26 protein-coding genes are annotated in these 22,515 nt (G+C 68.5%); 10 read left to right on the forward strand and 16 right to left on the reverse strand.

Features of this window, described 5'->3' with window-relative positions; translation table 11 throughout:
* Positions 1-67: 67 nt before the first annotated feature.
* Together ABZ195_RS19695 and ABZ195_RS19700 are read right to left on the reverse strand one after the other, a co-directional pair.
* Positions 68-385 carry a hypothetical protein gene (locus ABZ195_RS19695; protein WP_355220709.1) on the reverse strand — a complete coding sequence of 106 codons (318 nt, stop codon included), beginning with the start codon at positions 383-385 and terminating at the stop codon, positions 68-70.
* 110 nt (positions 386-495) lie between these two features.
* Positions 496-747: a hypothetical protein gene (locus ABZ195_RS19700; RefSeq protein ID WP_355220711.1), complete on the reverse strand. Its 252-nt coding sequence runs from the start codon at positions 745-747 to the stop codon at positions 496-498.
* A 296-nt stretch (positions 748-1,043) separates the two neighbouring features.
* On the opposite strand from ABZ195_RS19700, the gene ABZ195_RS19705 reads away from it, so the two are divergent.
* A complete protein-coding gene (locus tag ABZ195_RS19705) occupies positions 1,044-1,469 on the forward strand; it encodes a DUF732 domain-containing protein (protein ID WP_355220712.1) in 426 nt (141 codons plus the stop codon).
* 11 nt (positions 1,470-1,480) lie between these two features.
* Here ABZ195_RS19705 and ABZ195_RS19710 read toward each other — a convergent pair whose 3' ends face one another.
* Positions 1,481-2,254: a DUF427 domain-containing protein gene (locus tag ABZ195_RS19710; protein ID WP_355220714.1), complete on the reverse strand. Its 774-nt coding sequence runs from the start codon at positions 2,252-2,254 to the stop codon at positions 1,481-1,483.
* Positions 2,255-2,320: 66 nt separating this feature from the next.
* Between ABZ195_RS19710 and ABZ195_RS19715 the strand changes: the two genes are divergently transcribed.
* Complete coding sequence (locus ABZ195_RS19715) at positions 2,321-3,100, forward strand: SDR family oxidoreductase (RefSeq protein ID WP_355220715.1); 780 nt, start codon at positions 2,321-2,323, stop codon at positions 3,098-3,100.
* A gap of 264 nt (positions 3,101-3,364) precedes the next feature.
* Here the strand turns inward: ABZ195_RS19715 and ABZ195_RS19720 are convergent, their stop codons facing one another.
* Positions 3,365-3,652, reverse strand: a complete 288-nt coding sequence (locus ABZ195_RS19720) for a hypothetical protein (protein ID WP_355220717.1) — start codon at positions 3,650-3,652, stop codon at positions 3,365-3,367.
* Entirely contained in the window at positions 3,649-3,783 is a 135-nt protein-coding gene (locus tag ABZ195_RS19725) for a hypothetical protein (protein WP_355220719.1), read from the reverse strand. Before ABZ195_RS19725 ends, ABZ195_RS19720 begins: the two co-directional genes overlap by 4 nt.
* 16 nt (positions 3,784-3,799) lie before the next feature.
* On the opposite strand from ABZ195_RS19725, the gene ABZ195_RS19730 reads away from it, so the two are divergent.
* Together ABZ195_RS19730 and ABZ195_RS19735 are read left to right on the forward strand one after the other, a co-directional pair.
* Complete coding sequence (locus ABZ195_RS19730; RefSeq protein ID WP_355220993.1) at positions 3,800-3,946, forward strand: DUF3060 domain-containing protein; 147 nt, start codon at positions 3,800-3,802, stop codon at positions 3,944-3,946.
* A gap of 542 nt (positions 3,947-4,488) precedes the next feature.
* Entirely contained in the window at positions 4,489-5,505 is a 1,017-nt protein-coding gene (locus tag ABZ195_RS19735) for a hypothetical protein (RefSeq protein WP_355220720.1), read from the forward strand.
* A gap of 7 nt (positions 5,506-5,512) precedes the next feature.
* Here ABZ195_RS19735 and ABZ195_RS19740 read toward each other — a convergent pair whose 3' ends face one another.
* Both ABZ195_RS19740 and ABZ195_RS19745 read right to left on the reverse strand, forming a co-directional pair.
* Positions 5,513-6,202, reverse strand: a complete 690-nt coding sequence (locus ABZ195_RS19740; protein WP_355220722.1) for a response regulator — start codon at positions 6,200-6,202, stop codon at positions 5,513-5,515.
* The gene (locus tag ABZ195_RS19745) at positions 6,199-7,758 is read right to left on the reverse strand and encodes a sensor histidine kinase (protein WP_355220724.1); all 1,560 of its coding nucleotides are present in this window, start codon (positions 7,756-7,758) and stop codon (positions 6,199-6,201) included. The genes ABZ195_RS19740 and ABZ195_RS19745 overlap by 4 nt, the downstream gene beginning before the upstream one ends.
* A 127-nt stretch (positions 7,759-7,885) precedes the next feature.
* Between ABZ195_RS19745 and ABZ195_RS19750 the strand changes: the two genes are divergently transcribed.
* The gene (locus ABZ195_RS19750) at positions 7,886-9,253 is read left to right on the forward strand and encodes a cation:dicarboxylase symporter family transporter (protein WP_355220726.1); all 1,368 of its coding nucleotides are present in this window, start codon (positions 7,886-7,888) and stop codon (positions 9,251-9,253) included.
* A 61-nt stretch (positions 9,254-9,314) separates the two neighbouring features.
* Here ABZ195_RS19750 and ABZ195_RS19755 read toward each other — a convergent pair whose 3' ends face one another.
* On the reverse strand, positions 9,315-9,623 hold the full coding sequence (locus tag ABZ195_RS19755) for a hypothetical protein (RefSeq protein WP_355220727.1): 309 nt from the start codon (positions 9,621-9,623) through the stop codon (positions 9,315-9,317).
* 74 nt (positions 9,624-9,697) lie between these two features.
* Complete coding sequence (locus ABZ195_RS19760) at positions 9,698-10,027, reverse strand: hypothetical protein (protein WP_355220729.1); 330 nt, start codon at positions 10,025-10,027, stop codon at positions 9,698-9,700.
* Between the two features lie 95 nt (positions 10,028-10,122).
* On the opposite strand from ABZ195_RS19760, the gene ABZ195_RS19765 reads away from it, so the two are divergent.
* Positions 10,123-11,757 (forward strand): fatty acid--CoA ligase, encoded by a 1,635-nt coding sequence (locus tag ABZ195_RS19765; protein WP_355220731.1) that lies wholly within the window; start codon positions 10,123-10,125, stop codon positions 11,755-11,757.
* Here ABZ195_RS19765 and ABZ195_RS19770 read toward each other — a convergent pair.
* Both ABZ195_RS19770 and ABZ195_RS19775 read right to left on the reverse strand, forming a co-directional pair.
* A complete protein-coding gene (locus tag ABZ195_RS19770; RefSeq protein WP_355220733.1) occupies positions 11,754-12,953 on the reverse strand; it encodes a lipid-transfer protein in 1,200 nt (399 codons plus the stop codon). The two genes, ABZ195_RS19765 and ABZ195_RS19770, sit on opposite strands and share 4 nt — an antisense overlap.
* 47 nt (positions 12,954-13,000) lie before the next feature.
* A complete protein-coding gene (locus ABZ195_RS19775) occupies positions 13,001-14,704 on the reverse strand; it encodes a serine/threonine-protein kinase (protein ID WP_355220735.1) in 1,704 nt (567 codons plus the stop codon).
* A gap of 155 nt (positions 14,705-14,859) precedes the next feature.
* Between ABZ195_RS19775 and ABZ195_RS19780 the strand changes: the two genes are divergently transcribed.
* Positions 14,860-15,915 carry a dihydrodipicolinate reductase gene (locus ABZ195_RS19780; protein ID WP_355220736.1) on the forward strand — a complete coding sequence of 352 codons (1,056 nt, stop codon included), beginning with the start codon at positions 14,860-14,862 and terminating at the stop codon, positions 15,913-15,915.
* On the opposite strand, the gene ABZ195_RS19785 is transcribed toward ABZ195_RS19780, so the two are convergent.
* Positions 15,912-16,955 carry a zinc-binding dehydrogenase gene (locus tag ABZ195_RS19785; protein WP_355220737.1) on the reverse strand — a complete coding sequence of 348 codons (1,044 nt, stop codon included), beginning with the start codon at positions 16,953-16,955 and terminating at the stop codon, positions 15,912-15,914. The two genes, ABZ195_RS19780 and ABZ195_RS19785, sit on opposite strands and share 4 nt — an antisense overlap.
* 114 nt (positions 16,956-17,069) lie before the next feature.
* Here ABZ195_RS19785 and ABZ195_RS19790 point away from each other — a divergent pair, with 114 nt between their 5' ends.
* Complete coding sequence (locus tag ABZ195_RS19790; protein ID WP_355220739.1) at positions 17,070-17,924, forward strand: patatin-like phospholipase family protein; 855 nt, start codon at positions 17,070-17,072, stop codon at positions 17,922-17,924.
* Here the strand turns inward: ABZ195_RS19790 and ABZ195_RS19795 are convergent.
* The 3 genes from ABZ195_RS19795 to lpqV form a co-directional block, all read right to left on the reverse strand.
* A complete protein-coding gene (locus tag ABZ195_RS19795; protein ID WP_355220741.1) occupies positions 17,913-18,887 on the reverse strand; it encodes a patatin-like phospholipase family protein in 975 nt (324 codons plus the stop codon). The two genes, ABZ195_RS19790 and ABZ195_RS19795, sit on opposite strands and share 12 nt — an antisense overlap.
* Positions 18,888-18,960: 73 nt before the next feature.
* Positions 18,961-19,176, reverse strand: a complete 216-nt coding sequence (locus tag ABZ195_RS19800) for a hypothetical protein (protein ID WP_355220743.1) — start codon at positions 19,174-19,176, stop codon at positions 18,961-18,963.
* A 151-nt stretch (positions 19,177-19,327) separates the two neighbouring features.
* A complete protein-coding gene (gene lpqV / locus ABZ195_RS19805) occupies positions 19,328-19,768 on the reverse strand; it encodes a lipoprotein LpqV (protein ID WP_355220745.1) in 441 nt (146 codons plus the stop codon).
* Between the two features lie 121 nt (positions 19,769-19,889).
* Here lpqV and ABZ195_RS19810 point away from each other — a divergent pair, with 121 nt between their 5' ends.
* Positions 19,890-20,429: a cysteine dioxygenase family protein gene (locus ABZ195_RS19810; protein ID WP_355220747.1), complete on the forward strand. Its 540-nt coding sequence runs from the start codon at positions 19,890-19,892 to the stop codon at positions 20,427-20,429.
* Complete coding sequence (locus tag ABZ195_RS19815; RefSeq protein ID WP_355220749.1) at positions 20,429-20,842, forward strand: rhodanese-like domain-containing protein; 414 nt, start codon at positions 20,429-20,431, stop codon at positions 20,840-20,842. The genes ABZ195_RS19810 and ABZ195_RS19815 overlap by 1 nt, the downstream gene beginning before the upstream one ends.
* Here the strand turns inward: ABZ195_RS19815 and ABZ195_RS19820 are convergent.
* The gene (locus ABZ195_RS19820; protein ID WP_355220751.1) at positions 20,813-22,507 is read right to left on the reverse strand and encodes an alpha/beta-hydrolase family protein; all 1,695 of its coding nucleotides are present in this window, start codon (positions 22,505-22,507) and stop codon (positions 20,813-20,815) included. The genes ABZ195_RS19815 and ABZ195_RS19820 overlap by 30 nt on opposite strands.
* Between the last annotated feature and the right edge of the window lie 8 nt (positions 22,508-22,515).

Consider the following 22,515-nt stretch of genomic DNA (forward strand, 5'->3'; position numbering starts at 1 on the left):
TTCTTCGTCACCGACCTGGCGACGTTCACGAGGAATGACGTCGAGGCGGGCGTTCGCATTCCCCGACCTATCGCGAGGAACAGTCCAACGAGACCGTGATGGTCCGGGCGACCACGATGGGAATCACGCGGTCGCGACCGATCCGGTCGACGTCGACGAATTCGGTGCGCTCCTGGGGGTTGCGGACGTCGGTGACCACGCACTGCGACAGGGGTGCGCTGCCGATGCGGTCGACCCGCACGTCGAAGCCTTGGGCCTTGAGCTGGCCGATGGTGACGATGGCGGAGTCGGCGGCATTGGCCGGGGCGGCCGGCAGCGCGAGGGTTCCGATGGCTGCGGCGGCTGCGATGCTCGCGGCGGCGGTGATGATCGATGCGGTGCGCATGACCGGTCCTTTCGTTCGGGTCACCTCGGAGATCTTCCGATGTCGTGCTTGGTGACTCGAATGAATGGTGCGGGTCGGTGGCACCCCCGAGCTTGGAGGTGGTGTGGAGATCAGCTGGAGATCGTCGACCGCTCACGGGTGAGCTTGGGATACCGCGCGTGCAACCCGTCGATGAGGCGGTGCGCCTCGTAGAGATCGCGCCGAAGCGTGTTGGTGACGGGGTCCTTGCGGGTGTTGCCGCGCGCCCGGGCCCGGCGACTACGGGCCTCGGCCGCCTCGAGCTTGTGCGAGATGCCGGCGACGTGGCCGTGCAACTCGTGCAACAGGGCCAGCGCCTGCGCGGTCTGCGCGTCCTCGTCCACGACCGAATCCTCTCATCGTTTTCTAATGTGAGCGTGCGCGGGTGACTCGAATTCACCAAGTGCGGCGTAGGTCACATCCGGTGATGGGTCAATGCCGTTGGCCGCGAGACGAATTGGGTGCGGCCCGAGGGGAGGCGTCGGCCGGGGAGTGTCGCACCGAGGTCGTCGAGGTCCGGCTCGCGAAACGCGCCCGGTACGAACCGTGGCCGCGTCGTGCTCCAAATGTTACGCAAGTAGAGCAGTGTGCCAGAAGTTACGGCAGTGATTCACTTTCGTGATCAACCTAGGGAGCACCCATGACGGTCATCACCGGCTTGATCGACGTATCGGCGAAGGCGTCGATCGCCATGGCGCTCTCCGCGGGCATCGTGGTCGCGGCCGCGGCCACCCCGGCGACCGCCCGCGCCGACGCGGTCGGCGACCAATTCCTGGCTGCCCTCACCGGCTCCGGTGTCTCCGTTGCCGACCCGAACATGGCCGTGACCATGGCGCAGTCGATCTGTCCCATGCTCGTGCAACCGGGCGGCAACTTCGCCGCCGTCGCCTCGCAGATGGGCGGCACCAACGGGGTGTCCCCGGGCATGGCCAACCTGTTCACCAGCATTGCCATCTCGATGTACTGCCCGTCGATGATGGCGTCGCTGGCCAACGGCAACTGGATCGGGCAGGGCGCTCAGATGGGACTGCCCGGTCTGTCCGGTCTCGGTATCCCGGGGATGTGATCGACCGCCGCTCAGGCGAAGTGGGTGACGGGCCGAACCTGGCGGACGCCGTCGAGCACGACGTCGACCTTCTCGTCGTAGAACGCGATCAGTCCGGCGATCGCCGACACCGCGGGCAGCGGATAGGCGTAGGTCCACGCCAGGTCGGGATGGACGTCGGCGCCGGCACGCACCGACCAATACTCGGAGGTGGTGCCCTTGTACGGGCACAGCGTCTCGGTGTCGCTGGGCACCAGCGCGTCGAAGCGCACGTCGGTGCGGTCCACGTAATAGCGCGTCGGCAAACCGGTTTCGAAGAGCAGGACCGGGCTGTGGGTGTCCGCGAGCACGGTCCCGTCGAGCTCTACCCGAACGTGGCGGTGCGATCGCAGCGCATCGACGCGGACGTACGGGTTGCGAGGGTGGCCGACGATCTGCTCGTCCTCCTCGAACCATCGGACGCTGTCCCACTCGACCCTGACGTAGCCCGCGACCGGACCGTCACCGTCGGCGTCGAAGACGCGCACCGCCGGCTTCTCCCGAGGGACTCCCGTGATCGAATACAGTCGCGACGGACCGAATTGCACTCGCTGCGAATGGTTCTCGTCGGTCAGGAGGCCTAGGTCGACGTCCTCGACCGGCACGTAGTACTGGGGATAGTAGGGCACCTCCCAGACGTAACGGGCCGCCGTCGTGTCGAACAACACCCGCTCGCCGAGGAGGCCCCGCACGCGCCGCGGCGCCGGCTCGACTCGGCCGCGGGCGGCCGCCATCTGCGGATGGTTCGGAGTTGGTCCTGATGTCATGGCCCCACCATATGATCGTTCAGACCATCCCCACGCCCCGTTGACCCGACCGCCCGGAGACCCCTCATGGACCTGAAGAACGACACCGCGTTGATCACCGGCTCCAGCGGTGGCATCGGCGAGGAGTTCGCCGTGCAATTCGCCAGGCGCGGAGTCAATCTCGTGCTGGTGGCGCGGCGGGCCGACAAGCTGACCGCCCTCCGCGACCGGCTGCTGCAGACGTCCCCCGGCCTCCGGGTCGACGTCGTCGCCGCCGACCTGTCCCTGCCCGGCTCCGCCGCCGAGCTCGCCGCCAAGGTCGGCGAGCTCGGATGCCGCGTCGACGTCCTGGTCAACAACGCCGGCGTCGGTCTGCACGGAGACTTCGCCGGACAGGACGTCGGCGCCAATGCCGCTCAGATCCACCTCAACTGCGTGACCCTCGTCGAGCTGACCGGGCTGTATCTGCCTGCGATGACCGCGGCCCGCCACGGGGTGGTCCTCAACGTCGCCTCCACCGCGTCGTTCCAGCCCACCCCGGGGATGGCCGTGTACGGCGCCACCAAGGCCTTCGTGCTGTCCTTCACCGAGGCGCTGTGGAAGGAGACCAAGGGCAGCGGCGTCCGCGTCCTCGCCCTGTGCCCGGGCGCGACCGACACCGAGTTCTTCGAGCGGACCGGCGAGGAATTCCTCACCAGCGGCCGGCAGACCCCCACGCAGGTCGTCGACGTGGCGATGGCGGCGCTCGACAAGTCCACCCCGACGGTGGTCTCCGGCCTGGCCAACACCCTGCTGGCCACCGGCTACCGGTTCACGCCTCGACGGGTGATGCTCGAGGTTTCGCAGCGACTGCTGAAGGCCAACTAGCCGGCGGGCGCTGGACGAGCGTGGTGGTCGGAGACGTTCACCGGAGTTCACCTGCCGGCCGCCTGCCTCGTGCGAGCATCGCCGGATGACCTCGCCAGACGATCCCGAGGCCCGCATCCGGGACCTGGAGCGCTCGCTGAACGAGCAATCGTCGGAGTTGACCCACAGTTCGAGCGAGATCGGTTTCGACGCCGCCCCTCCGACTCGGGTCGACTCCCAGGCGTTCCAGCATCTTCCGCCCCCGGGCCATGGCGGTCAGGGCTTCTACGGAGGCCAACCGCCATACGGGCAGCCGTTTCCGCCGCCGCCGCCGCCGCCCGTCCGCGCGTCCCGCACGAACTGGGTCCTCTGGGGCGTCGTGGCCGGTGCCGTCGGGGCGATCACCGTGGGTGCCGTCACGTTCTTCTCGACGGTCTTGTCCGGTGTCGGGTCCCCCTCCGACGGGTTCGGCAGCAGTCCGACGGTGACGATCCCCAATGGCTCTGGGGGAGGTGGCCCGTTCGACGATCCGACGAGTCGCAGCGGCGGCAACCGGCCACCCGCCCCGGTCATCGCGCGCCCACCGAGGCGACGGCGGTTCCGGGCAGCGTCGTCACCGTCTCGGGGGTCGGCGAGAACGAGACCGTTGTATGCGCCGACGGCGACGTCGCGGTCAGCGGCGTCAGCAACACCGTCGTGATCACCGGAACGTGCGCCAGCATCACGGTCTCCGGTATCGAGAACACCATCACGGTCGACTCGTCGGTGAAGATCGGCATCTCGGGCATGGACAACCGGGTGACCTTCCTGGCGGGCGCACCCGAGGTCGACCAATCGGGAGACTCCAACGTCGTCGAACGGGGATGAACTCGACGACCGGTCGGCGAGGAAGCTGAACGGCCGGTCCGCCGGCGTCGGGGATGATTCGCCGACGGACCTGGCCACTGGTGACAACGCCGCGCCCGGCGCGAATATTCGCCGCGACACCCACGCGAGATCGGCCATCTGCGCCCCGTACGCCTCGTGGACCACGTGTGTCCGTCGCGTTTCGTAGGTCGGTGAAATTTGCTGTCGTGTCGCGTGTGATCTGCCGCTCACTTTTGCCGGGCAATGCTAAGAAACCGTGACCTGAACAACTTCTCGGGGCGCTGCCGCGGAGATTGCCACGACACGGAAGTTGCAGTTGGAGAGCCCCTTTCGAATTGCGTGCAAATGATAACGATGCGGTAACGGAATGTTTCTTAAGCGTGTCCTGAGAGGATCGGGAAGGGGTTGGCCACGCGCGTTTCGCGACTCCAGGGAACCCGGGGAACCGTCGCTACAATCGGATGCGACCACGCTCCCGTCGGGAACGTCACCAGCTCGAATCTATTGCCGGCCCACGTGATGCCGGCGGAGGTGCCGAACACATGGCTATCGCTCGTACGCGCACGACCAACGTCACCGTTGGAACCCAGGACGTCGCCCTGCTGAAGTCCGCGACGATCGGACGCGGTCCGATCTCGGACATCGCCGTCGACGCGGACACCGTCGTCACGACCAACTTCGGCGACGACTCCGTCTCCGTCATCGGAGCCGACACCCTCACCCTGCGTGGTGGTGTGGTCGCAGGCCAGCCCACTGCCGTGAAGATCGTCGGCGACCGCGCCTTCGCGGCCGTGTCGTCGGCAAGCTACGACGCCGTGGTCGTGATCGACACCACCAGCGGCGAGATCGTCCGGGAATACCCGCTGTCGTTTACCGTGACGGCGATCGCGACCAGCGCCGACGGCAAGCGGGTCTATGCGGGCCGCGCCGGTGAAGAGGGCGTCGACGTCGCCGTGCTCGACGTGCACGCCGAACGCGTCGGCACCATCTACGTCGCGAAGGACGCCGACGCCACGATCGACGCGCTGTGCCTCGACGCCACGGGCCGCCGCCTCTACGTAGGCCTGTCGGATTCGCGTAGTAGCCGACTGCTCACCGTCGACGTGGAGACCGCTCGCGTGCGGCGCACCCTCGAGATCGGCGCCCCCATCCGCGGTCTGGCCCTAGGAATGGACAGCACCGCCTACGTCCTGACCTCCGACATCGTCGACGGTGGCGTCCTCTACGTGGTCGACCTGGTCGACAACCAGATCACCGCCGACCTCTCCGTCGCCGCGGCGCCCACGCAGCTCGTGCTCAGTGAGGACGGCGGGCGCGCCTACGTCGTCGACTACGACCACGTCGCCGTCGTCGACACCGAGCACCGCTCGGTCGTCGCCGAGGTGTCGGTCGGAGCACGTCCGTCGGCGATCGCCCTGAGCGGCGAGCGCCTCTTCGTCGCCGACTACGACGGAGGAGTCACCTCCTACACCGTGGCGGCACCGGTGCCGATGCTGTACTCGCAGTTCGTCGATGCCTCGGCTCTGCCGGCGCCCCGCGAGCTCGAGCCCGCGGTCTGAGCCTCGGCTAGCGCCACTGATAGCGCGTCTTGGGACGCCCTGCGCCGCCGTAGTCCGTCGTACGGGTGACGGTGCCCTCGTCGGCGAGGCGCTCCAGGTACCGCCACGCGGTAACCCTCGACACGCCAACGCGTTTGGCGACCTCGTCGGCCGTCGCGCCGTTGGCGTCGTCACGCACCGCGCGGGCGATGTCGTCATTGGTCTGCGGAGCTGCCCCCTTCGGTGCCACGGACTTGTCGGTGGCGACGCGCAATTCGGCCATCGCCCGGTCGACCTCCTCCTGGCTGGCGGCGTCGACTCCGGCAGGCAGTGCAGAGCGGTAGCGGCGGTATCTCTCGAGCCGGTCGCGAAATGCCGCGAACGTGAACGGCTTCAGCAGGTAGGCGAGTGCGCCGTGGGCCACCGCCGCGCGCACCATCTCGAGGTCGCGTTCGGAGGTAATCGCGATGATGTCCGGAGCCGGGCGCAAACCGGCCAGCGCCGAGGCCAGACTGATCCCGCTGGCGTCGGGAAGTCCCAGGTCCAGCAGTACCAAGTCGACGGGTGAGTCGGTCGACGCCGCCCCCGCCGCGGCCTGCATGGCATCGCGAGCGGTGTGCACCACCGCGACCGCCGAAAAGCCCTCCAGGCGTGCGAGATACGTGCGGTGTGCCTCCGCGATCAACGGATCGTCCTCGACGATCAAGACCGAGATCATTCGCCACGCCCCGGAACTCGCACGGTGACCACCGAACCGTAGGTCACGTCGGCGGTCAACGTGCCGCCGTGGCGCCGTACCACCTGGGCGACCAGCGCCAGGCCCAGGCCGTGCTGGCCGGGTTCGGTGTTGCTCTTCGTCGAATACCCGCGCTGCATGGCCCGGTCGAAGGCCTCCTCGTCCATGCCGTCACCGCTGTCGGCCACGCGCATCAACAGCCCCGTCCGATCCAACGCCACCGTCACCTCCACCCACGGGTCGTTCCGGTCACACGCGTCCATCGCGTTGTCGATCAGATTGCCCAGCACGGTGATCATCTCCTGCGCCGACAGCGGCACGTCGTCGGCGTCCGACGGCAGGTGCGTGTCCTCGGTGATCGTCAGGGGGATGCCTCGCTCGTCGGACTGGGCGGTCTTGCCGAGCAGCAGCGCGACCAGCGCGGGCTCCCCGACGTCGTGGGAGAGCCGGTCCACCAGGCGCTGCGACACGGCCAATTCCTCGGTGGCGAAGCGGACGGCGTCCTCCGGCTTGCCCATCTCGACCATGGTGATCACGGTGTGCAGCTTGTTGGCCGCCTCGTGGGCCTGAGCCCGCAACGAATCGGTGAGTACCTGAAGCGAACTCAACTCACCGAGCGCACCCTGCAATTCGGTGCGGTCGCGCACGGTCACCACCTCCGAATGCGCGGAGTCCGCCACGCGAGACCGGTTGACCACCAACACCCGGTCCTCGGTCACGTGCACCTCGTCGCGGGCCCCAGGTGCGTACGCGCGCAAGAACTCTGGCAGATCCGCCTGGGTGACGCGCCCCGGCGCGAGACCAAGCAGACGGCGCGCCTCGTCGTTGACCAACAACACGCGGTCGCGGTCGAGCACGACCAGCCCCTCGGACACCGAATGCAGGATCGCGTCGTGGTGTTCGTACATCACCCGCAGTTCGTCGGGTCGCAGGCCGTGGGTCTGGCGCAGGAGCCGCCGCCGAATCGCCCAGACCCCGATCATCGAGAGCACCAGGGCGCCGAGCCCGACGCCGGCGATCGTCGGCCACTGGTCGCGCCACCGCTGCGCCAACGTCTGCTGCGTGATGCCCGCGGAGACCAACCCGATCACCCGGCCCGACGCGTCGCGCACGGGCGCAACCGCGCGGATCGACGGGCCGAGGGTGCCGGTGTAGACCTCGCTGAACGTGTCGCCGCGCAGGGCCGGCGCGATGGTGCCCAGGTAGTGGCCGCCGATCTGGCTGGGATCGGTGTGGGTGAACCGCGTCCCGTCGGGCGACATGATGGTGATGAACGCGATCTGGGTGTTCGTCCGCACCGCCTCGGTCACCGGCTGAAGGATCTGCGTCGCTCGGCCCGAGGAGATCGCCTGCGCGGTGGACGGCGAATCCGCCAGCGCCGTCGCGATGCTCACCACCTGCTGACGGGCCGCGTCGTCGCCGTCTCGCCGGGCGTCCAGCAGGGCCAGGACGCTGCCGACCAGCACGACGATGGCGATGACGCCGACCTGCAGAGCGATGGCCTGGCCAGCCAACGAGCGTGGCCACCACTGGCGCATCGGGTCTCCGGATCGTGTCAGGCTGAACACAATGAACTAAAGCGTGACGTGGGTCACGTGGGGGAACATCATCCTTGCAGACCCTTTTAGACCGTTCTCAGGCCGACCGCATCAAGGAGCACCCGCCATGACCGACCACGTCGACACCTCCTCCCCACCCAAGAAGCGTGACCGCACGCACTGGCTGTACATCGCCGTCATCGTCGCGGTCGTGGCCGGCGTCGCGGTCGGCATCCTGGCCCCAGGGGTCGGCAAGAGCGTCGGCGTGCTCGGCACCATGTTCGTCAGCCTGATCAAGATGATGATCGTCCCGGTCATCTTCTGCACCATCGTGCTGGGCATCGGCAAGGTGCGGGCTGCCGCAACCGTGGGCAAGGTCGGCGGACTCGCGTTCGTGTACTTCCTCGCCATGTCGACGGTCGCACTCGCCATCGGTCTGGTCGTCGGCAACCTGCTGAGCCCGGGCACCGGCCTCAACATCGAGTCGACCTCCAGCAAGGGCACCCAGCTCGCCGAGACCGCCGAGAAGGCGGGCGGTCTGATGGAGTTCGTCCAAGGCATCATCCCGACGTCGCTGTTGTCCTCGTTGACCGAGGGCAACGTGCTGCAGGCGCTGTTCGTCGCGCTGCTCGTCGGCTTCGCACTGCAGTCGATGGGTTCAGCGGGCGAGGGCATCCTGCGCGGCATCGAAGCCGTTCAGAAGCTGGTCTTCAAGGTGCTGGCGATGATCCTGTGGCTGGCCCCCATCGGTGCCTTCGGCGCCATCGCCAACGTCGTCGGCCAGACCGGCTGGAGTGCCGTCACCCAGCTGCTGACGCTGATGCTCGGCTTCTACATCACGTGCCTGCTGTTCGTGTTCGGCGTCCTCGGCGTGCTGCTGCGTGCCGTCGCCGGGGTGTCGATCTTCAAGCTGGTGCGCTACCTCGCCCGGGAATACCTGCTGATCTTCGCGACCTCGTCGTCGGAGTCGGCGCTGCCCCGCTTGATCGCCAAGATGGAGCACCTCGGCGTCGAGAAGACCACCGTCGGCGTCGTGGTTCCCACCGGTTACTCGTTCAACCTCGACGGCACGGCCATCTACCTCACCATGGCGTCGCTGTTCGTCGCCGACGCGATGGGCAAGCCGTTGGCGCTCGGCGAGCAGATCTCGTTGCTGGTGTTCATGATCGTCGCCTCCAAGGGTGCGGCAGGCGTCAGCGGCGCCGGCCTGGCCACCCTGGCCGGCGGATTGCAGAGCCATCGCCCCGACCTGCTCGACGGCGTCGGCCTGATCGTCGGCATCGACCGGTTCATGTCCGAAGCCCGCGCAGTGACCAACTTCTCCGGCAATGCCGTTGCCACCATGCTGGTCGGTTCGTGGACCAAGACCGTGGACCGCGCTCAGGTCGACCGGGTGCTCGGCGGCAAGGACCCCTTCAACGAGCTGACGATGGTCGACGACCACGATTCGCGCGCCGAAGAGCCGGCGCAGGCGAAGCTCCCCGCACCGGCATAGGGCGCAACGGGAAGAGCCCGGTCGGATCCACCGGCCGGGCTCTTTCGCGTCTGCGGTCAGGTCAGCGGGTGCAGTCCAGGGACACCGAGATGGTCTGACTGGTCTGCTGCTGGACCAGGATGCGGTCGCCGTTGTTGCCGGGACCGACGTAGGGCACCAGCTGCGAGGTGCTCTGCGGGTTGCGCACGCTGGTGACCTCGCACTGCGAGATCGGCGCCGTGCCCAGCTTGTCGATGGTGACGGTGTAGCCCTCGGACTGCAGGCGGCTGATGGTCTCCTGCGCCGTCTCGGCACCGGCGAGCACCGCCGGCGCCAGGGCAGCTCCGCACACTCCGACGGCTGCCGCGGCGATCGTCCACTTCATGCGCATGAGGCGCCTTCCTGTCAGGTTGCTGGCAATCATCCACCATCGGGGCCGCCGGGGAAACCTCGACGGCGTCGACCCTAGTTGCTGCAGTCCAGCGACACCGAGATCGTCCGGCTGACGACGACCTCGACGATGCGGTACTTGCGGTCGCCGTTGGCATCTCGAGGGCCGTAGTAGTCCCGAACGTTGCGGGTCTGGGTCTGAGGGTTGCGGACGCTGGTGACGACGCAGCCGTCGATGGGACCGCTGCCGACTCGGTCGACGTTGACCGTGAACCCCTCGGACTGAAGCTGGTCGATCTTCTCGCGGGCGGTCTGGTCGGCGCTGGCGACGGTCGACGTGGCCAGCGTGGTGACGACCACCGCGGCAGAAGTGACGAATGTGGAGAGAACGGACGATGGACGCATCGGCGCCCCCTATCTTTGGAGGAAATCCTTCACCTCCATATCGCCGCTCGCGGGGTTTTCGTTGCACTCGACGGGCCAACCAGGGGAGATCCGACATGCAGAGCACGATGCAGGACGTCCCGCTGACCGTCACGACGATCATGCGCTACGCCTGCGAGGTCAACGGCGACCGCACCGTCACCACCGCCATGGGCGACGGTCGCTACCGCACCGTCACCTACCGCGAACTCGGCGAGCAGGTGGGCCAGCTTGCGAACGCGTTGCGAGAGCTGGGAATCACCGGCGACGAGCGGGTGGGCACCTTCATGTGGAACAACGCCGAGCACCTCGCCGCATACCTTGCGGTGCCGTCGATGGGCGCGGTGCTGCATACGTTGAACATTCGGTTGTCGCCGGAACAGATCGCCTACATCGCCAACGAGGCGCGAGACCAGGTGATCATCGCCGACCTCTCGCTGACCGAGCAGCTCGCGGCGGTGCTGCCGTTGCTGGAGACGGTCCACACCGTGATCGCGGTCGGCGACGGCGACGTCGACGCGCTGGTGGGGTCGGGACCGGCCGTGGTGCGATTCGACGAGGTGCTGGCCCGGCAGTCCCCGAAGTTCGACTGGCCGACGATCGTCGAGACCGACGCAGCGGCCATGTGCTACACCAGCGGCACGACGGGCAACCCGAAAGGCGTTGTCTACAGCCACCGTTCGAGTTATCTGCACGCCATGAGCACGTGCTCGGCCAATACTCTCGGCATCGGCGCCGAGGATTCGGTGCTGCCGATCGTGCCGATGTTCCACGCCAACGCGTGGGGTCTGCCGTATGCCGCGTTGATGGCCGGCGCCGACCTGGTGCTGACCGATCGCTTCCTCGACGCGAAGTCGATCGTCGACGTGATCGAGACTCGGCGGCCCACGGTGGCCGGTGCCGTCCCGACCATCTGGAACGACGTCATGCACTGCCTGGAAAGCTCACCGGGACATGACATCTCGTCGCTGAGGCTGGTGTCGTGCGGCGGCTCGGCAGTACCGGTGTCGCTGATGAAGGCCTTCGAGGCGAAGTTCGACGTGCAGATCCGGCAACTGTGGGGGATGACGGAGACCTCGCCGGTGGCGACGATGGCCTGGCCGCCGCCGGGTGCCTCCGAGGAGGAGCACTGGGCGTTGCGGGCCACCCAGGGCAGGCCCATGTGCGGGGTCGAGGTGCGCATCGTCGACGACGCCGGTGAGCCGGTGCCCAACGACGGCAAGGCCGTCGGCGAGCTGGAGGTCCGCGGTCCGTGGATCACCGGCTCCTACTACCTCGACCGCGACGAGTCCAAGTTCGCCGGCGGCTGGTTGCGCACCGGTGACGTCGGCCGCATCGACCCGTTGAGCTACGTCACCCTGACCGACCGCGCCAAGGACGTCATCAAGTCCGGTGGCGAGTGGATCTCCTCGGTCGAGTTGGAGAACCACCTCATCGCGCACCCCGCCGTGTTGGAGGCTGCCGTCGTGGGCGTGCCCGACGAGCGCTGGCAGGAGCGTCCGCTGGCTGCGGTGGTACTCGACGACGACGCCGAGGCGACCGCCGCGGAACTACGAGAGTTCCTCGCCGACAAGGTCGTTCGCTGGTGGTTGCCCGAGCGCTGGACCTTCGTCGACGCGGTGCCCAGGACCAGCGTCGGCAAGTACGACAAGAAGACCATCCGGGCGCGCCACGCCGAGGGTGTCTACGAGGTGCAGGAGGCTCGCGACTAGCGGTCGGCGCGCTGATAAGCCGTTACGACGGCGGCGCCGCCGAGGCCGATGTTGTGCTGTAGAGCCGCGGTCACACCGGAGACCTGACGCTTGTCCGCGGTGCCGCGCAGCTGCCAGGTCAGCTCGGCGCACTGCGCCAACCCCGTCGCACCCAGTGGATGACCCTTGGAGATCAACCCGCCCGAGGGGTTGACCACCCACCGGCCACCGTAGGTGGTGTCGCCGTCGTCGACCAGCCGAGGGGCCTCGCCCTCGCCGCACAGCCCCAGCGCCTCGTACAGCAGCAGCTCGTTGGCGCTGAAGCAGTCGTGCAGCTCGATCACCTGGAAGTCCTCCGGGCCAAGGCCGGACTGGTCGTAGACCTTTCGCGCGGCCTGGACGTTCATGTCGTAACCGATGACGTTGGCCGCGCTGCCGTCGAAGGTGCTGGCGAAGTCCGTCGTCATCGACTGGCCGACGATCTCGACGGCCTGATCGGCCAGCCCGTGCTCGTCGACGAACCGTTCGCTGACCACGATCGCGGCCCCCGAACCGTCCGAGGTCGGCGAGCACTGCAGCTTGGTCAGCGGATCGGAGATCATCTTCGCGGCGAGCACGTCGTCGAGGGTGTACTCCTGCTGAAACTGCGCGTACGGGTTGTTCACCGAGTGCTTGTGGTTCTTGTACCCGATCTTCGCGAAGTGCTCGGCGGTGCTGCCGTACTTCTTCATGTGCTCCCGGCCGGCGGCACCGAACATCCACGGCGCCACGGGAAATGCGAACTCGTCGATCGCCGCGAGCGCCTTGACGTGGTTGCCCAGCGGTGACTCGCGGTCCTGCGCGCCGCCGCCGAGGGAGCCCGGCTGCATCTTCTCGAAACCCAGCGCCAGGACGCAGTCGGCCAGGCCGCCGCGGATGGACTGCGCCGCAAGGTACAACGCCGTAGACCCGGTGGAGCAGTTGTTGTTGACGTTGACGATCGGGATGCCCGTCATGCCCAGTTCGTAGAGGGCGCGCTGGCCGGAGGTCGAATCCCCCGAGCAGTATCCGACGTAGCCCTGCTCGACGGCGTCGTAGGAGATGCCGGCGTCCTCGAGTGCCTTGGTGCCGGACTCCTTGGCCATCTGCGGGTAATCCCACCCCTCGCGGGCGCCCGGCTTCTCGAACTTCGTCATCCCGACCCCGACGACGAACACCCTGTTGCTGCCCTTGGCCATGGCTACTCCTTCGCGACGCTGCGTTCGTCGAAACATAGCAGCGGACCTCAGCTGTAGTTGAGCCACCAATCGTGCAGGGCGTCCATGTCGGCGCTCTGCACGTCGGCCAGCAGCAGGTCGTCGTCTTGGGTCCACACGATGTCGGCGTTGCCCTGGTAGGTGCCGCAGGCGACGGATCCGGCCACCTCGTCCGGGGTGGCCTGGTAGTGCCAACTGATGGGGGAGTCGGCGTCGGCGCCCGGGCATCGCAGCAGTTCCTCGTTCTCGCCGATGGCGGACTCGAATTGGCTGCTCAGCAGATCCTTGGTCGGAAACAGCGAGTATCGGGCGGCGGCGGGACCGCCGGGTTGTGAAGACTCGCGGCAGTCGACGGTGGCCAGCGCACCCGGCGCGGGCGGAATCGCCTTCTCGCACGCGCTCGTCGGATAACTGGGCGGGATCAGTGCCATCAGTCGGGCGTCGAAGCCGCTGGGGTCCCCGGCGTCGGTCGTCCTCGGTGCGGTGGTGCGGGTGGTCGACGGCCGCTCGCGTGCGGTCGACGCCCTCGTCGACGTGGTGGCGGTCGGCGCGTCCGCACTGTCGGACCTGGTCAGCAAGAAGGTGCCGACGGCACCGAGGACCAGGACCAGCACGGCCGATGCGACGACGATCGGCACCCACGGAGTCTTCTTGCGGCCCAACGGCCGAGGCGGCGGGGGTCCGCCGGGATAGCCGTACGGCGGTGGTGGATGGGGCCCGGGTGGGTGCGTCATCGGATGGGGTGGTGTCGTGGCCCCGTACGCCGGCAGGTACGCCGGCGGTGGGGGCGGACCGGGGATCGGGGCGGCCATCGTCGGCCCCTGATTCGGCGTCGGGCCACTCGGCATGGCGGCGGCCGCCGCGCCGCGTTGAATGATCGTCGCGGCGTGATCCTGGTCGCGCGGCGTCAACGCGTCGGTGGCCGCCTTCGCGAGATCGCCTGCGGTGGCGAACCGTTCGGCAGGCTTCTTCGCCATCCCGCGGGCGATCACCAGGTCGAAGGCAGCAGGGATGCCGGGCCGCTGCAGGCTCGGCTGCGGAATCGGCTGCATCAGATGGCCGGTGATGACGACGCTGACGCTGTCACCGGAGAACGGCTGTGAGCCGGCGAGGCATTCGTAGAGCACGCAGGCCAGGGCGTAGACGTCGGCGCGGGAGGTCACCTCGTCACCGGAGAATCGCTCCGGCGCCATGTAGGCGTAGGTGCCGACGGCGGTGCCGAGCTCGGTGAGCTTCTCGTCGCTCTTGGCGTTGGCGATGCCGAAGTCCACCAGATAGGCGAAGTCGTCCCGGGTCACCAGGATGTTCTCGGGCTTGACGTCGCGGTGTACGAGGTCGTTCTCGTGGGCCGCGTCGATGGCCGAGGCGACCTGGCGCACGATGGCCACGGCGCGGGCTGGCGTCATCGGACCGAAGTCCCGCAGCAGCTTGCGCAGGTCGGAGCCGTTGATCATGCGCATGTCGACGAAGAGCACCCCGTCGATTTCGCCGTAGTCGTGGATCGGCACCACGTGTGGCTCCTGCAGCCGGCCCGCGGAATGGGCCTCGCGCTGTAGGCGCGCCCGGAACACCGGGTCGTGGGAGACGCTCTCGGGCAGCAGCTTGAGCGCGACGATGCGGTCCTTCTGGGTGTCCTGCGCCTCGTAGACCTCACCCATTCCGCCCCTGCCGATCAGCCGCAGCAGGCGGTAGTGGCCAAACATGGTGCCCTCGCGCGACTTCGGCTCGGTCATCTGCGGTCTCCTCGTGCCACCAGCGCGGTACCCTGCGTGCCAGAGGTCACCCTAATGCCTGGTGGAGGTACCTAGGCGGAAACCGAGTCGGCCGGATCCGCGTGGTGTAGACCTAGGTAGAACGTGTTCTAGTTCTGGGGTCGACGGGAGTGACGATGACGTTGCGAGTGGTGCAGTGGGCGACCGGCGGGGTCGGCGTTGCCGCGATCAAGGGCGTGCTCGAGCACCCGGACCTGGAGTTGGTCGGCTGTTGGGTCCACTCGGAAGCCAAGAGCGGCAAGGACGTCGGCGAACTCGTGGGTGGGGATCCGGTGGGAGTCACGGCCACCGCCGACGTCGACGCGATCCTCGCGCTCGACGCCGACGCGGTGCTGTACTCGCCGCTGATGCCCAACCCCGACGAAGTGGCGGCCCTACTGCGCTCGGGCAAGAACGTCGTCACCCCCGTGGGATGGTTCTACCCCGGGGAACGGGAGGCCGGCCCGATGCGCGATGCGGCGCTGGCCGGTGGGGTCACCCTGCACGGCACGGGTATCGCGCCCGGTGGCATCAGCGAGAAGTTCCCACTGCTGCTGTCCACCATGTCGACCGGCGTGACATTCGTTCGCGCCGAGGAGTTCTCGGACCTACGGACCTACGACGCCCCCGACGTCCTGCGGTACGTGATGGGTTTCGGCGACACGCCCGAGAAGGCGCTGACCGGTCCGATGCAGAAACTGCTCGACGGCGGGTTCATCCAGTCGGTCCGCATGTGCGTCGACCAGTTGGGCTTCGCCGCCGACCCGCAGATCCGTGCCACCCAGGAGATCGCGGTGGCCACCGCGCCCATCGACTCGCCGATGGGTGAGATCCAGCCGGGGCAGGTCGCGGGCCGAAAGTTCCACTGGGAGGCCCTCGTTGGCGACGAGGTCGTCGTGCGCGTCACCGTGAACTGGTTCATGGGGCAGGAGCACCTGGACCCGGCGTGGAACTTCGGGCCCGCCGGCGAACGCTACGAGATGGAGGTCAAGGGCAATCCCGACTTCACCGTCACCGTGAAGGGCTTCCAGCCCGACAGCGTCGAGGAGGGGCTGGAGAGCAACGACGGCATCGTCGCGACGGCGGCGCACTGCGTGAACTCCATCCCCGCGGTGTGCGCCGCCGCGCCCGGCATCGCCACCTATCTGGACTTGCCGCTGATCAGCGGCAAGGCGGCACCGCACCTGCGCTAGGGCTTGACGAGGATCCGGATCGGATCGCCGTCACCGGTGTCGAGCTTCTCGATGCCCGTCGCGACGTCCTCCAGCGACACGACGTCGCTGATCGACCTCGACAGGTCCAGGCGGCCCCTCGACACCAGGGTGGCCAGCGTGCCGATGTCGGCGTTCTGATAGCCGAGGTGGCCGAGAGCCTGCCACTTGAACAGGTTGAACATCGCCGTCGAACCGATCGACGGCATGTCGGCGCTCATGCCGATCCCGACGACGCGGCCGCCGACGGTCAGGTTGCCCAGGGCCTGCTCGAACGTCGACGAGATGCCCACGGCGTCGAAGGCGACGTCGAGTTGGCGGCCACCGGTGGCCTCGAGGATCTTGTCGTGAAGTGCGTCGTCGCGGGCGTCGAACGCGTAGTCGGCGCCGACGGCCAGAGCACGCTCGAGCACGGCGGGTTTGACGTCCACGGCGATGATGGGCGCCGCGCCGACCAGACGGGCCAGCTGCACCACGTGGGTGCCGAGACCGCCGACGCCCCAGACGCCCACCGACTCGCCGATACCGACCTTGCCGGTTCGCACCACCGCGCCGTACGGGGTGGAGACGGCGTCGGCGAGGATCGCGGCGTGCTCGAGGGAGACGTCGTCGGGAATCCTGGTGAGCCCGAAGGCCTGTGCGACGGTGTACTCGGCCCAGGCGCCGTCGTAGGCGAACGCCATGAGCTGAATGTGCAGGCAATTCGACAGGTCGCCGCGGCGGCAGTTGGCGCAGGCCAGGCACGGGCGTCCGGCGGCGACCACCACTCGGTCACCCTCGGACCAGCCGGTCACGTCCGGGCCGATCGCGGCTACGGTGCCGGAGGCCTCGTGCCCCTGGGTGACCACCGCGCGCTGGGAGGGGAACGTGCCGTTGATCAGGCTGAGGTCCGAGTGGCAGATTCCGCAGAAGGCGACCTTGACCAGAACTTCGCCGGGTCCCAGCTCGGGGATCGGAACGTCCTCGACGGTGACCTTTCTGGTGTCGGCGTAGAAGCGCTGCGCTCTCATCGTCTCTGCCATGTCGATCCCTTCGTCAGACGCGTGGTACCGGAAGGTACCAGACCATCATGGCGCAGTCGGCCGGCGCGGGGCAATCACCGACGATGCCCGTGACACCTGGCACACTCGGCACCCGTGACCAAACGTGGACTCGTGTTGGCGGGCGGAGGACTGGCGGGCATCGCCTGGGAGACCGGAGTGCTCATCGGCATCGCCGACGAAGCACCGAAGGTGGCCCGCGCCCTGCTCGACGCCGAGGTGCTGCTCGGCACGTCGGCCGGGTCGACGGTGGCCGCTCAGCTCGGCAGCGGCGCCAGCCTCGAGGTGCTCTACGACGCCCAGCTCGCCGCCGAGACCCACGAGCTCGCCCCGAGGACGAGCATCGACGAGGTGATGGAGCTGTTCGTCAGCGCCATCGGTGCGCCCGGCGCCACGCCCAGGGAGAAGCTCCAGCGCATCGGCGCCGTCGCCGCGGCCGCCGACACCGTTCCCGAGCCGGTGCGCCGCGCCGTGATCGGCCATCGGTTGCCGTCGCGGGACTGGCCCGAGCGGATCCTGCGCATCACCGCGATCGACGTCGACACCGGCGAGCTGGTGGTCCTGGATCGCGACTCGGGCGTGGCCCTGGTCGACGCCGTGGCGGCGAGTTGCGCGGTGCCGGGAGTCTGGCCGGCGGTGACGGTCGGCGACCGGCGATTCATGGACGGCGGCGTCGGGAGTGCCGTCAACGTGACCGCCGCGGCGGATTGCGACGCGGTGGTCGTCCTCGTGCCTGCGAGCGAGACGTCGCCGACGCCGTTCGGCGAGGGGGCCGCCGCCGAGATCGGCGCCTTCCCAGGGGACGCCCTCGCCGTGTTCGCCGACGACGAGGCGATCGCCGCGTTCGGTCCCAATCCGCTGGATCCGGCCTGTCGGCTTCCGGCCGCGCAGGCCGGCCGGGTCCAGGGGCGGCGCCACGCCGAACGGGTCGGGCGGTTCCTAGGCGTGTGACGACGGTGGCGTGAAGGTGTCCAGGGCGGCCGCGGCAAGCTCCTGACCGATCTCGATGACCTCCTCGGCGCGGTGAAACTCGAGGCTCCTCGCGACCGTGCGTGGCACCTCGATCAACAGATCCGGCGGATAGGCCGCCAGGGTGTGGCGCATCAGCGCGGCCTGGGCGATGTCGATGGAACGGTTGAGCACCTCGAAGCCGCCCAGTCGCGGCACCACGGTCTCGGTGTGGTCGTCGTGATCGTCGATCTCGACCCCGTCGTTGGCGAACCGGCTCAGCACCGTCTTCGCGGCGGGGGTGTCGAGCAGCGCTCGTGCGGTCGTCGTGTCCAGCAGGGCTGTGGTGTTGCGCCACATCCGGCTCAGACGTTCGGTGGTCGCGCCGGGGCTCGGACTGGGCCCCGGGGTGGCCCGGGTGGGATCGTCGCCACCCAGGCTGACCGCGATGATCAGGTCGGCGTTGACCGCGGCCAGCGGTGCCATCGGCAGGGGATCGAGAATTCCGCCGTCGGCCAGCAGTCGGCCGTCGAGCACGTGCGGCTTGATCACGCCGGGGATCGCGATCGACGCCCGGATGGCCGCGTCGACCGGACCGCGCTGCAGCCACACCGACTTTCCCGCGATGAGATCCGTGGCGACCGCGGTGAACGGGACGGGCAGGTTCTCGATCGCCTCGTCGCCGAGGATCTCGCGCACGGCGTCGAGGATCTTGTCGGCGCGCAGCACGCCCGCCGACGTCAGCGAGGGGTCGAGGAGCCGCAGCACCGCACGCTGGGTCAGTGACGTCGCCCAGGAGGTGTACTCGTCGAGCTTGTCGGCGGCGGCCAGCCCCCCGACGAGGGCTCCCATCGACGATCCCGAGATGCCGACGATCTGGTGGCCACGGTCGCGCAGCTCGTTGATCACCCCGATGTGCGCGTATCCCCGGGCGCCGCCGCTGCCCAGACTGAGCGCTACTCGCATCGCTACATTGTCGCTGCGGAGACAGGCGGGACCGGCAGGACACGCGTCCTGCCGGGTGTGAGGGGGGAGCGGGCTAGCAGCCCACCCTGGTGAAGAACGCGGCGGCGATCAGCCCGATGATCAAGGCGATGGTCGGCTGCCCGCTGGACAGAGCCACCACGACACCCATGATCGAGCCGACGAGGATGGCGAACAGCAGCAGTCCCATGAGGATCCGCATGCCGTTGATCGAGCCGCCGGCGGCGCGGGGCAATGCAGTCCGTGTCTTGCCGTCGTCCGGTCCGATCATGAGCCCTCCCAAGGTGATGAGGGACACATAGTACCGAAGAATGTGACATGCGCCACAAACGTGTAGACGGTCTAATAGTTTGCGCACCTTGGCATTCGGGCGTTCTTTCCGACCCGCGTGATTAAAACCCGCGGCGCCCCATCGCGGATGCTCAGCCGCAGAGGTCGTCAGCGGCCGCGTCGGCCGCCACGATGACCGCCGCCTGCCGAGCCGCGGGCAGCCGCGACCACGGCGTGTCGAACGTGCCGGGCCCGGCGGAGTCCGACTTCTGCAGGCTCTCCAGGTAGGGCTCGAACTGCCCCTTCTGATCGCCGCCGCGCTGTTGCATCCACGTCTTCGCAGCGTGGCAGGCCTGGAAGTATTCGTCCTCGGTCGACTGCGCCGGCGCGCCGACCGCCGTCGTCACCCCGTTCGGCGACACCCCCGTCGCGCCGGGCTCGGCGGTGTGGGTCTGCAGGGACGTCGTGGTCGTCGCTGTCGGGGTGCCCGACGCCGTCGTCGACGGTGTGGCGTCGCCGCCGTCGGCACCCGACGAGCAGCCGGCGAGGAGGACCGCGAACGCTGCCGCGGCCAGGATCGGGTAGCTGCGCATGCCCCCAATCTATGCAACACTCGCCAGCGTGTTGGAACGGACCATTCGTCGGGAGTGTTGTCGGGCGTAACGCCCGCCCCCTGATCGTCTCCGTCTTCCCGGTTCACCCTGGAGTTCCCACATGTCTCTTGTCCTGCCGTCCGCCGTCGCCCCCACTCGCCTCCGCATCCCCGACCTGCTGCAGGCCACCGACGTCGCCGCCGACCACGTGCTCTCGGGCCGCTACGACCACGTCCTGCCCGTCGGCGGACCACCCACCGACGAACGCTGGTTCACGCGCCTGCACGGCGACGACGAACTCGACGTCTGGCTCATCAGCTGGGTGCCCGAGCGCTCCACCGAACTCCACGACCACGGCGGCTCCCTCGGTGCCGTCACGGTGGTGTCCGGCGCGCTGGTCGAAACCCGTTGGGACGGTGGCGCGTTGCGACAGCGTCGACTCGACGCGGGAGACCAGGCGGGCTTTCCCCTCGGCTGGGTCCACGACGTGGTCTGGGCCCCGTCTCAGCCCGTGCGACTCTCCGGTCCGACCCCGGCGCCTACCCTGAGCGTGCACGCCTACTCCCCGCCGCTGACCGCGATGTCCTATTACGAGGTCACCGAGCGCAACACCCTGCGGCGGGAGCGGACGGAGCTGACGGACAAGCCCGAGGGGGATTGATGCCCAGCCGAATCGACGCCGTACTGGAGTCCGCGCGCGACAAGCTGACCAGAATCGACGCCGCCGACGTGCCGGCCGCCCTCGAGCGTGGCGCTCTGCTGGTCGACATCCGGCCCGCCGTCCAGCGCGCCGCCGAAGGCGACGTGCCCGCGGCCCGGCTCATCGAACGCAACGTCCTCGAGTGGCGTTGCGACCCCACCAGCGACGCCCGGCTGCCCGAGGCGGTCGGTGACGACGTCGAGTGGATCGTGCTGTGTTCGGAGGGCTACACCTCGAGCCTCGCGGCGGCCGCACTCGTCGACCTCGGCCTGCACCGCGCCACCGACGTCATCGGCGGCTACCACGCACTGAAGTCGGCCGGGGTCCTCGACCGGCTCGACGCGTCATTCGTCGGAGCGCAGCAGCGGCCGTAGCCGTTCGGTCTTCTCTGGCGTCCAGTTCGGTGGCTGCATGATGGCCGCCCACGCGTTCGCGACGTCGCGCACGTAGACGTGGCCGTGGCCGTCCGGCACGTCCACCGCGACCGCCATGTCGGCCGACACCTGCAGGAAGGTCACCACGGGGATCCACTCCATCTCGGGTGAGACGCCGTCACCCCTGGGTTCGCGCAACCAGTCCGGTTTGGCGAACAACAGATCGGGGTTCCACCACGCGATGGGATCCGAGGCGTGCTGCAGGTACACCACCCGGGGCTGACCCCAGGGAGACTGCGGCCGTTGAAGATTGGCGGCGTCGGCGGCGAACCTGACGTTCTCGCCCTGGTCGTAGATCGGCAACCACTGCGGTGATCCCGCGTCGCGCTCCTCGGTCAGGGTGGTCCAGATGGTGTTGTTGAACGTCGGGCCGGAGAACAACGCGCCGTCGGTGCGCGCGATGAGGTTGTTCAGCGACAGGAACGGCGCCTCGCCGCCGAAGGAGCCGAGGCTCTCACCGAACACCACCAGCTTGGGTCGACGGGCCTCGGGCATCGTGCGCACCAGGGCGTCGACGGCCTCGAAGAGCGCCTGACTCGACTGGCGCGCATTCTCCTTGTCCACGAGGAACGACAACCAACTCGGCAGGAACGAATACTGCATCGACACGATCGCGGTGTTGCCGTTGTACATGTACTCCAGCGACGCGGCCTCGGCCTCGTTGATCCACCCGGTGCCGGTCGTGTTGGCGACCGCGACGACGGCGCGATCCAAGCCCCCGGTGCGCAACAGTTCGCGGGCGGCGAGTTCGGCGGCTGCCTTGAAGCCGTCGGCGGAGTTCAGTCCGGCGTAGACGCGGATCGGCTCGATCGCGTTGGTGCCGCTGAACTTCGAGAGGTCCGCGACCGACGGACCGCCCGCCATGAACATGCGACCCTGATGCCCGAGGGAAGACCAGCTGACCAGCGACCCCGGTCCGCCCGATCGCAGCGGCGTGGTCGGTGCGGCGGTGTCGGGATCCTCCTCGTCGTTGGCCGACTCGAAGGTGTGGTTGAGCGTGCTCATGGCGAACCGCACCACGATGCCGTTGAGGAGCGCGACGCTCAGCACGAGCAGCAGCGTCACCACCACCACTGCCGAAACCCGGGGCGGCGCAATGCGATCGAGCTGCCGAACCAGGAATCGGACCAGCTTGCCCACCAACTGCCCGAGTTCGACGAAGGTGAACAGGAACACGATCGACAGGACCGCGGTCAGCGGGTGGTCCCAGAAGTCCATCCGGGGCACGCCCATGTAGTCGCGCACGTCGTCCTGCCAGACGTGAAACCCGATGACCGCCAGCGTCTGTCCGATCAGCCCGACGACGACCAAGGCGATCCACGCCCATCGGGGTGGCGTCGGACTGGTGTTCGCCGATCGCAGATAGCGGACCAGCCACACGCTGAAGACGCCGAGGCCGTAGCCGATGCCGCCCGCAGCGCCGCTCACCAGACCCTGGAACAGCGGTCCGCGGGGGAGAAGCGACGGCGTCAGCGACAGCCAGATGAACACCAACCCGAACGCGGTGCCGAAGAACGTGTAGTGCCGCACCCACCAGTCGGGTTTGGGGGCGGGTTCGGCGGCGGCGAGTGGCCGCTCGTCGGTGGTGGTGTCCGTGTCCGTCACCACCGCAC

Origin of the sequence: Mycobacterium sp. NPDC006124 (genome assembly GCF_040614235.1) — a bacterium.
Classification (GTDB): domain Bacteria; phylum Actinomycetota; class Actinomycetes; order Mycobacteriales; family Mycobacteriaceae; genus Mycobacterium.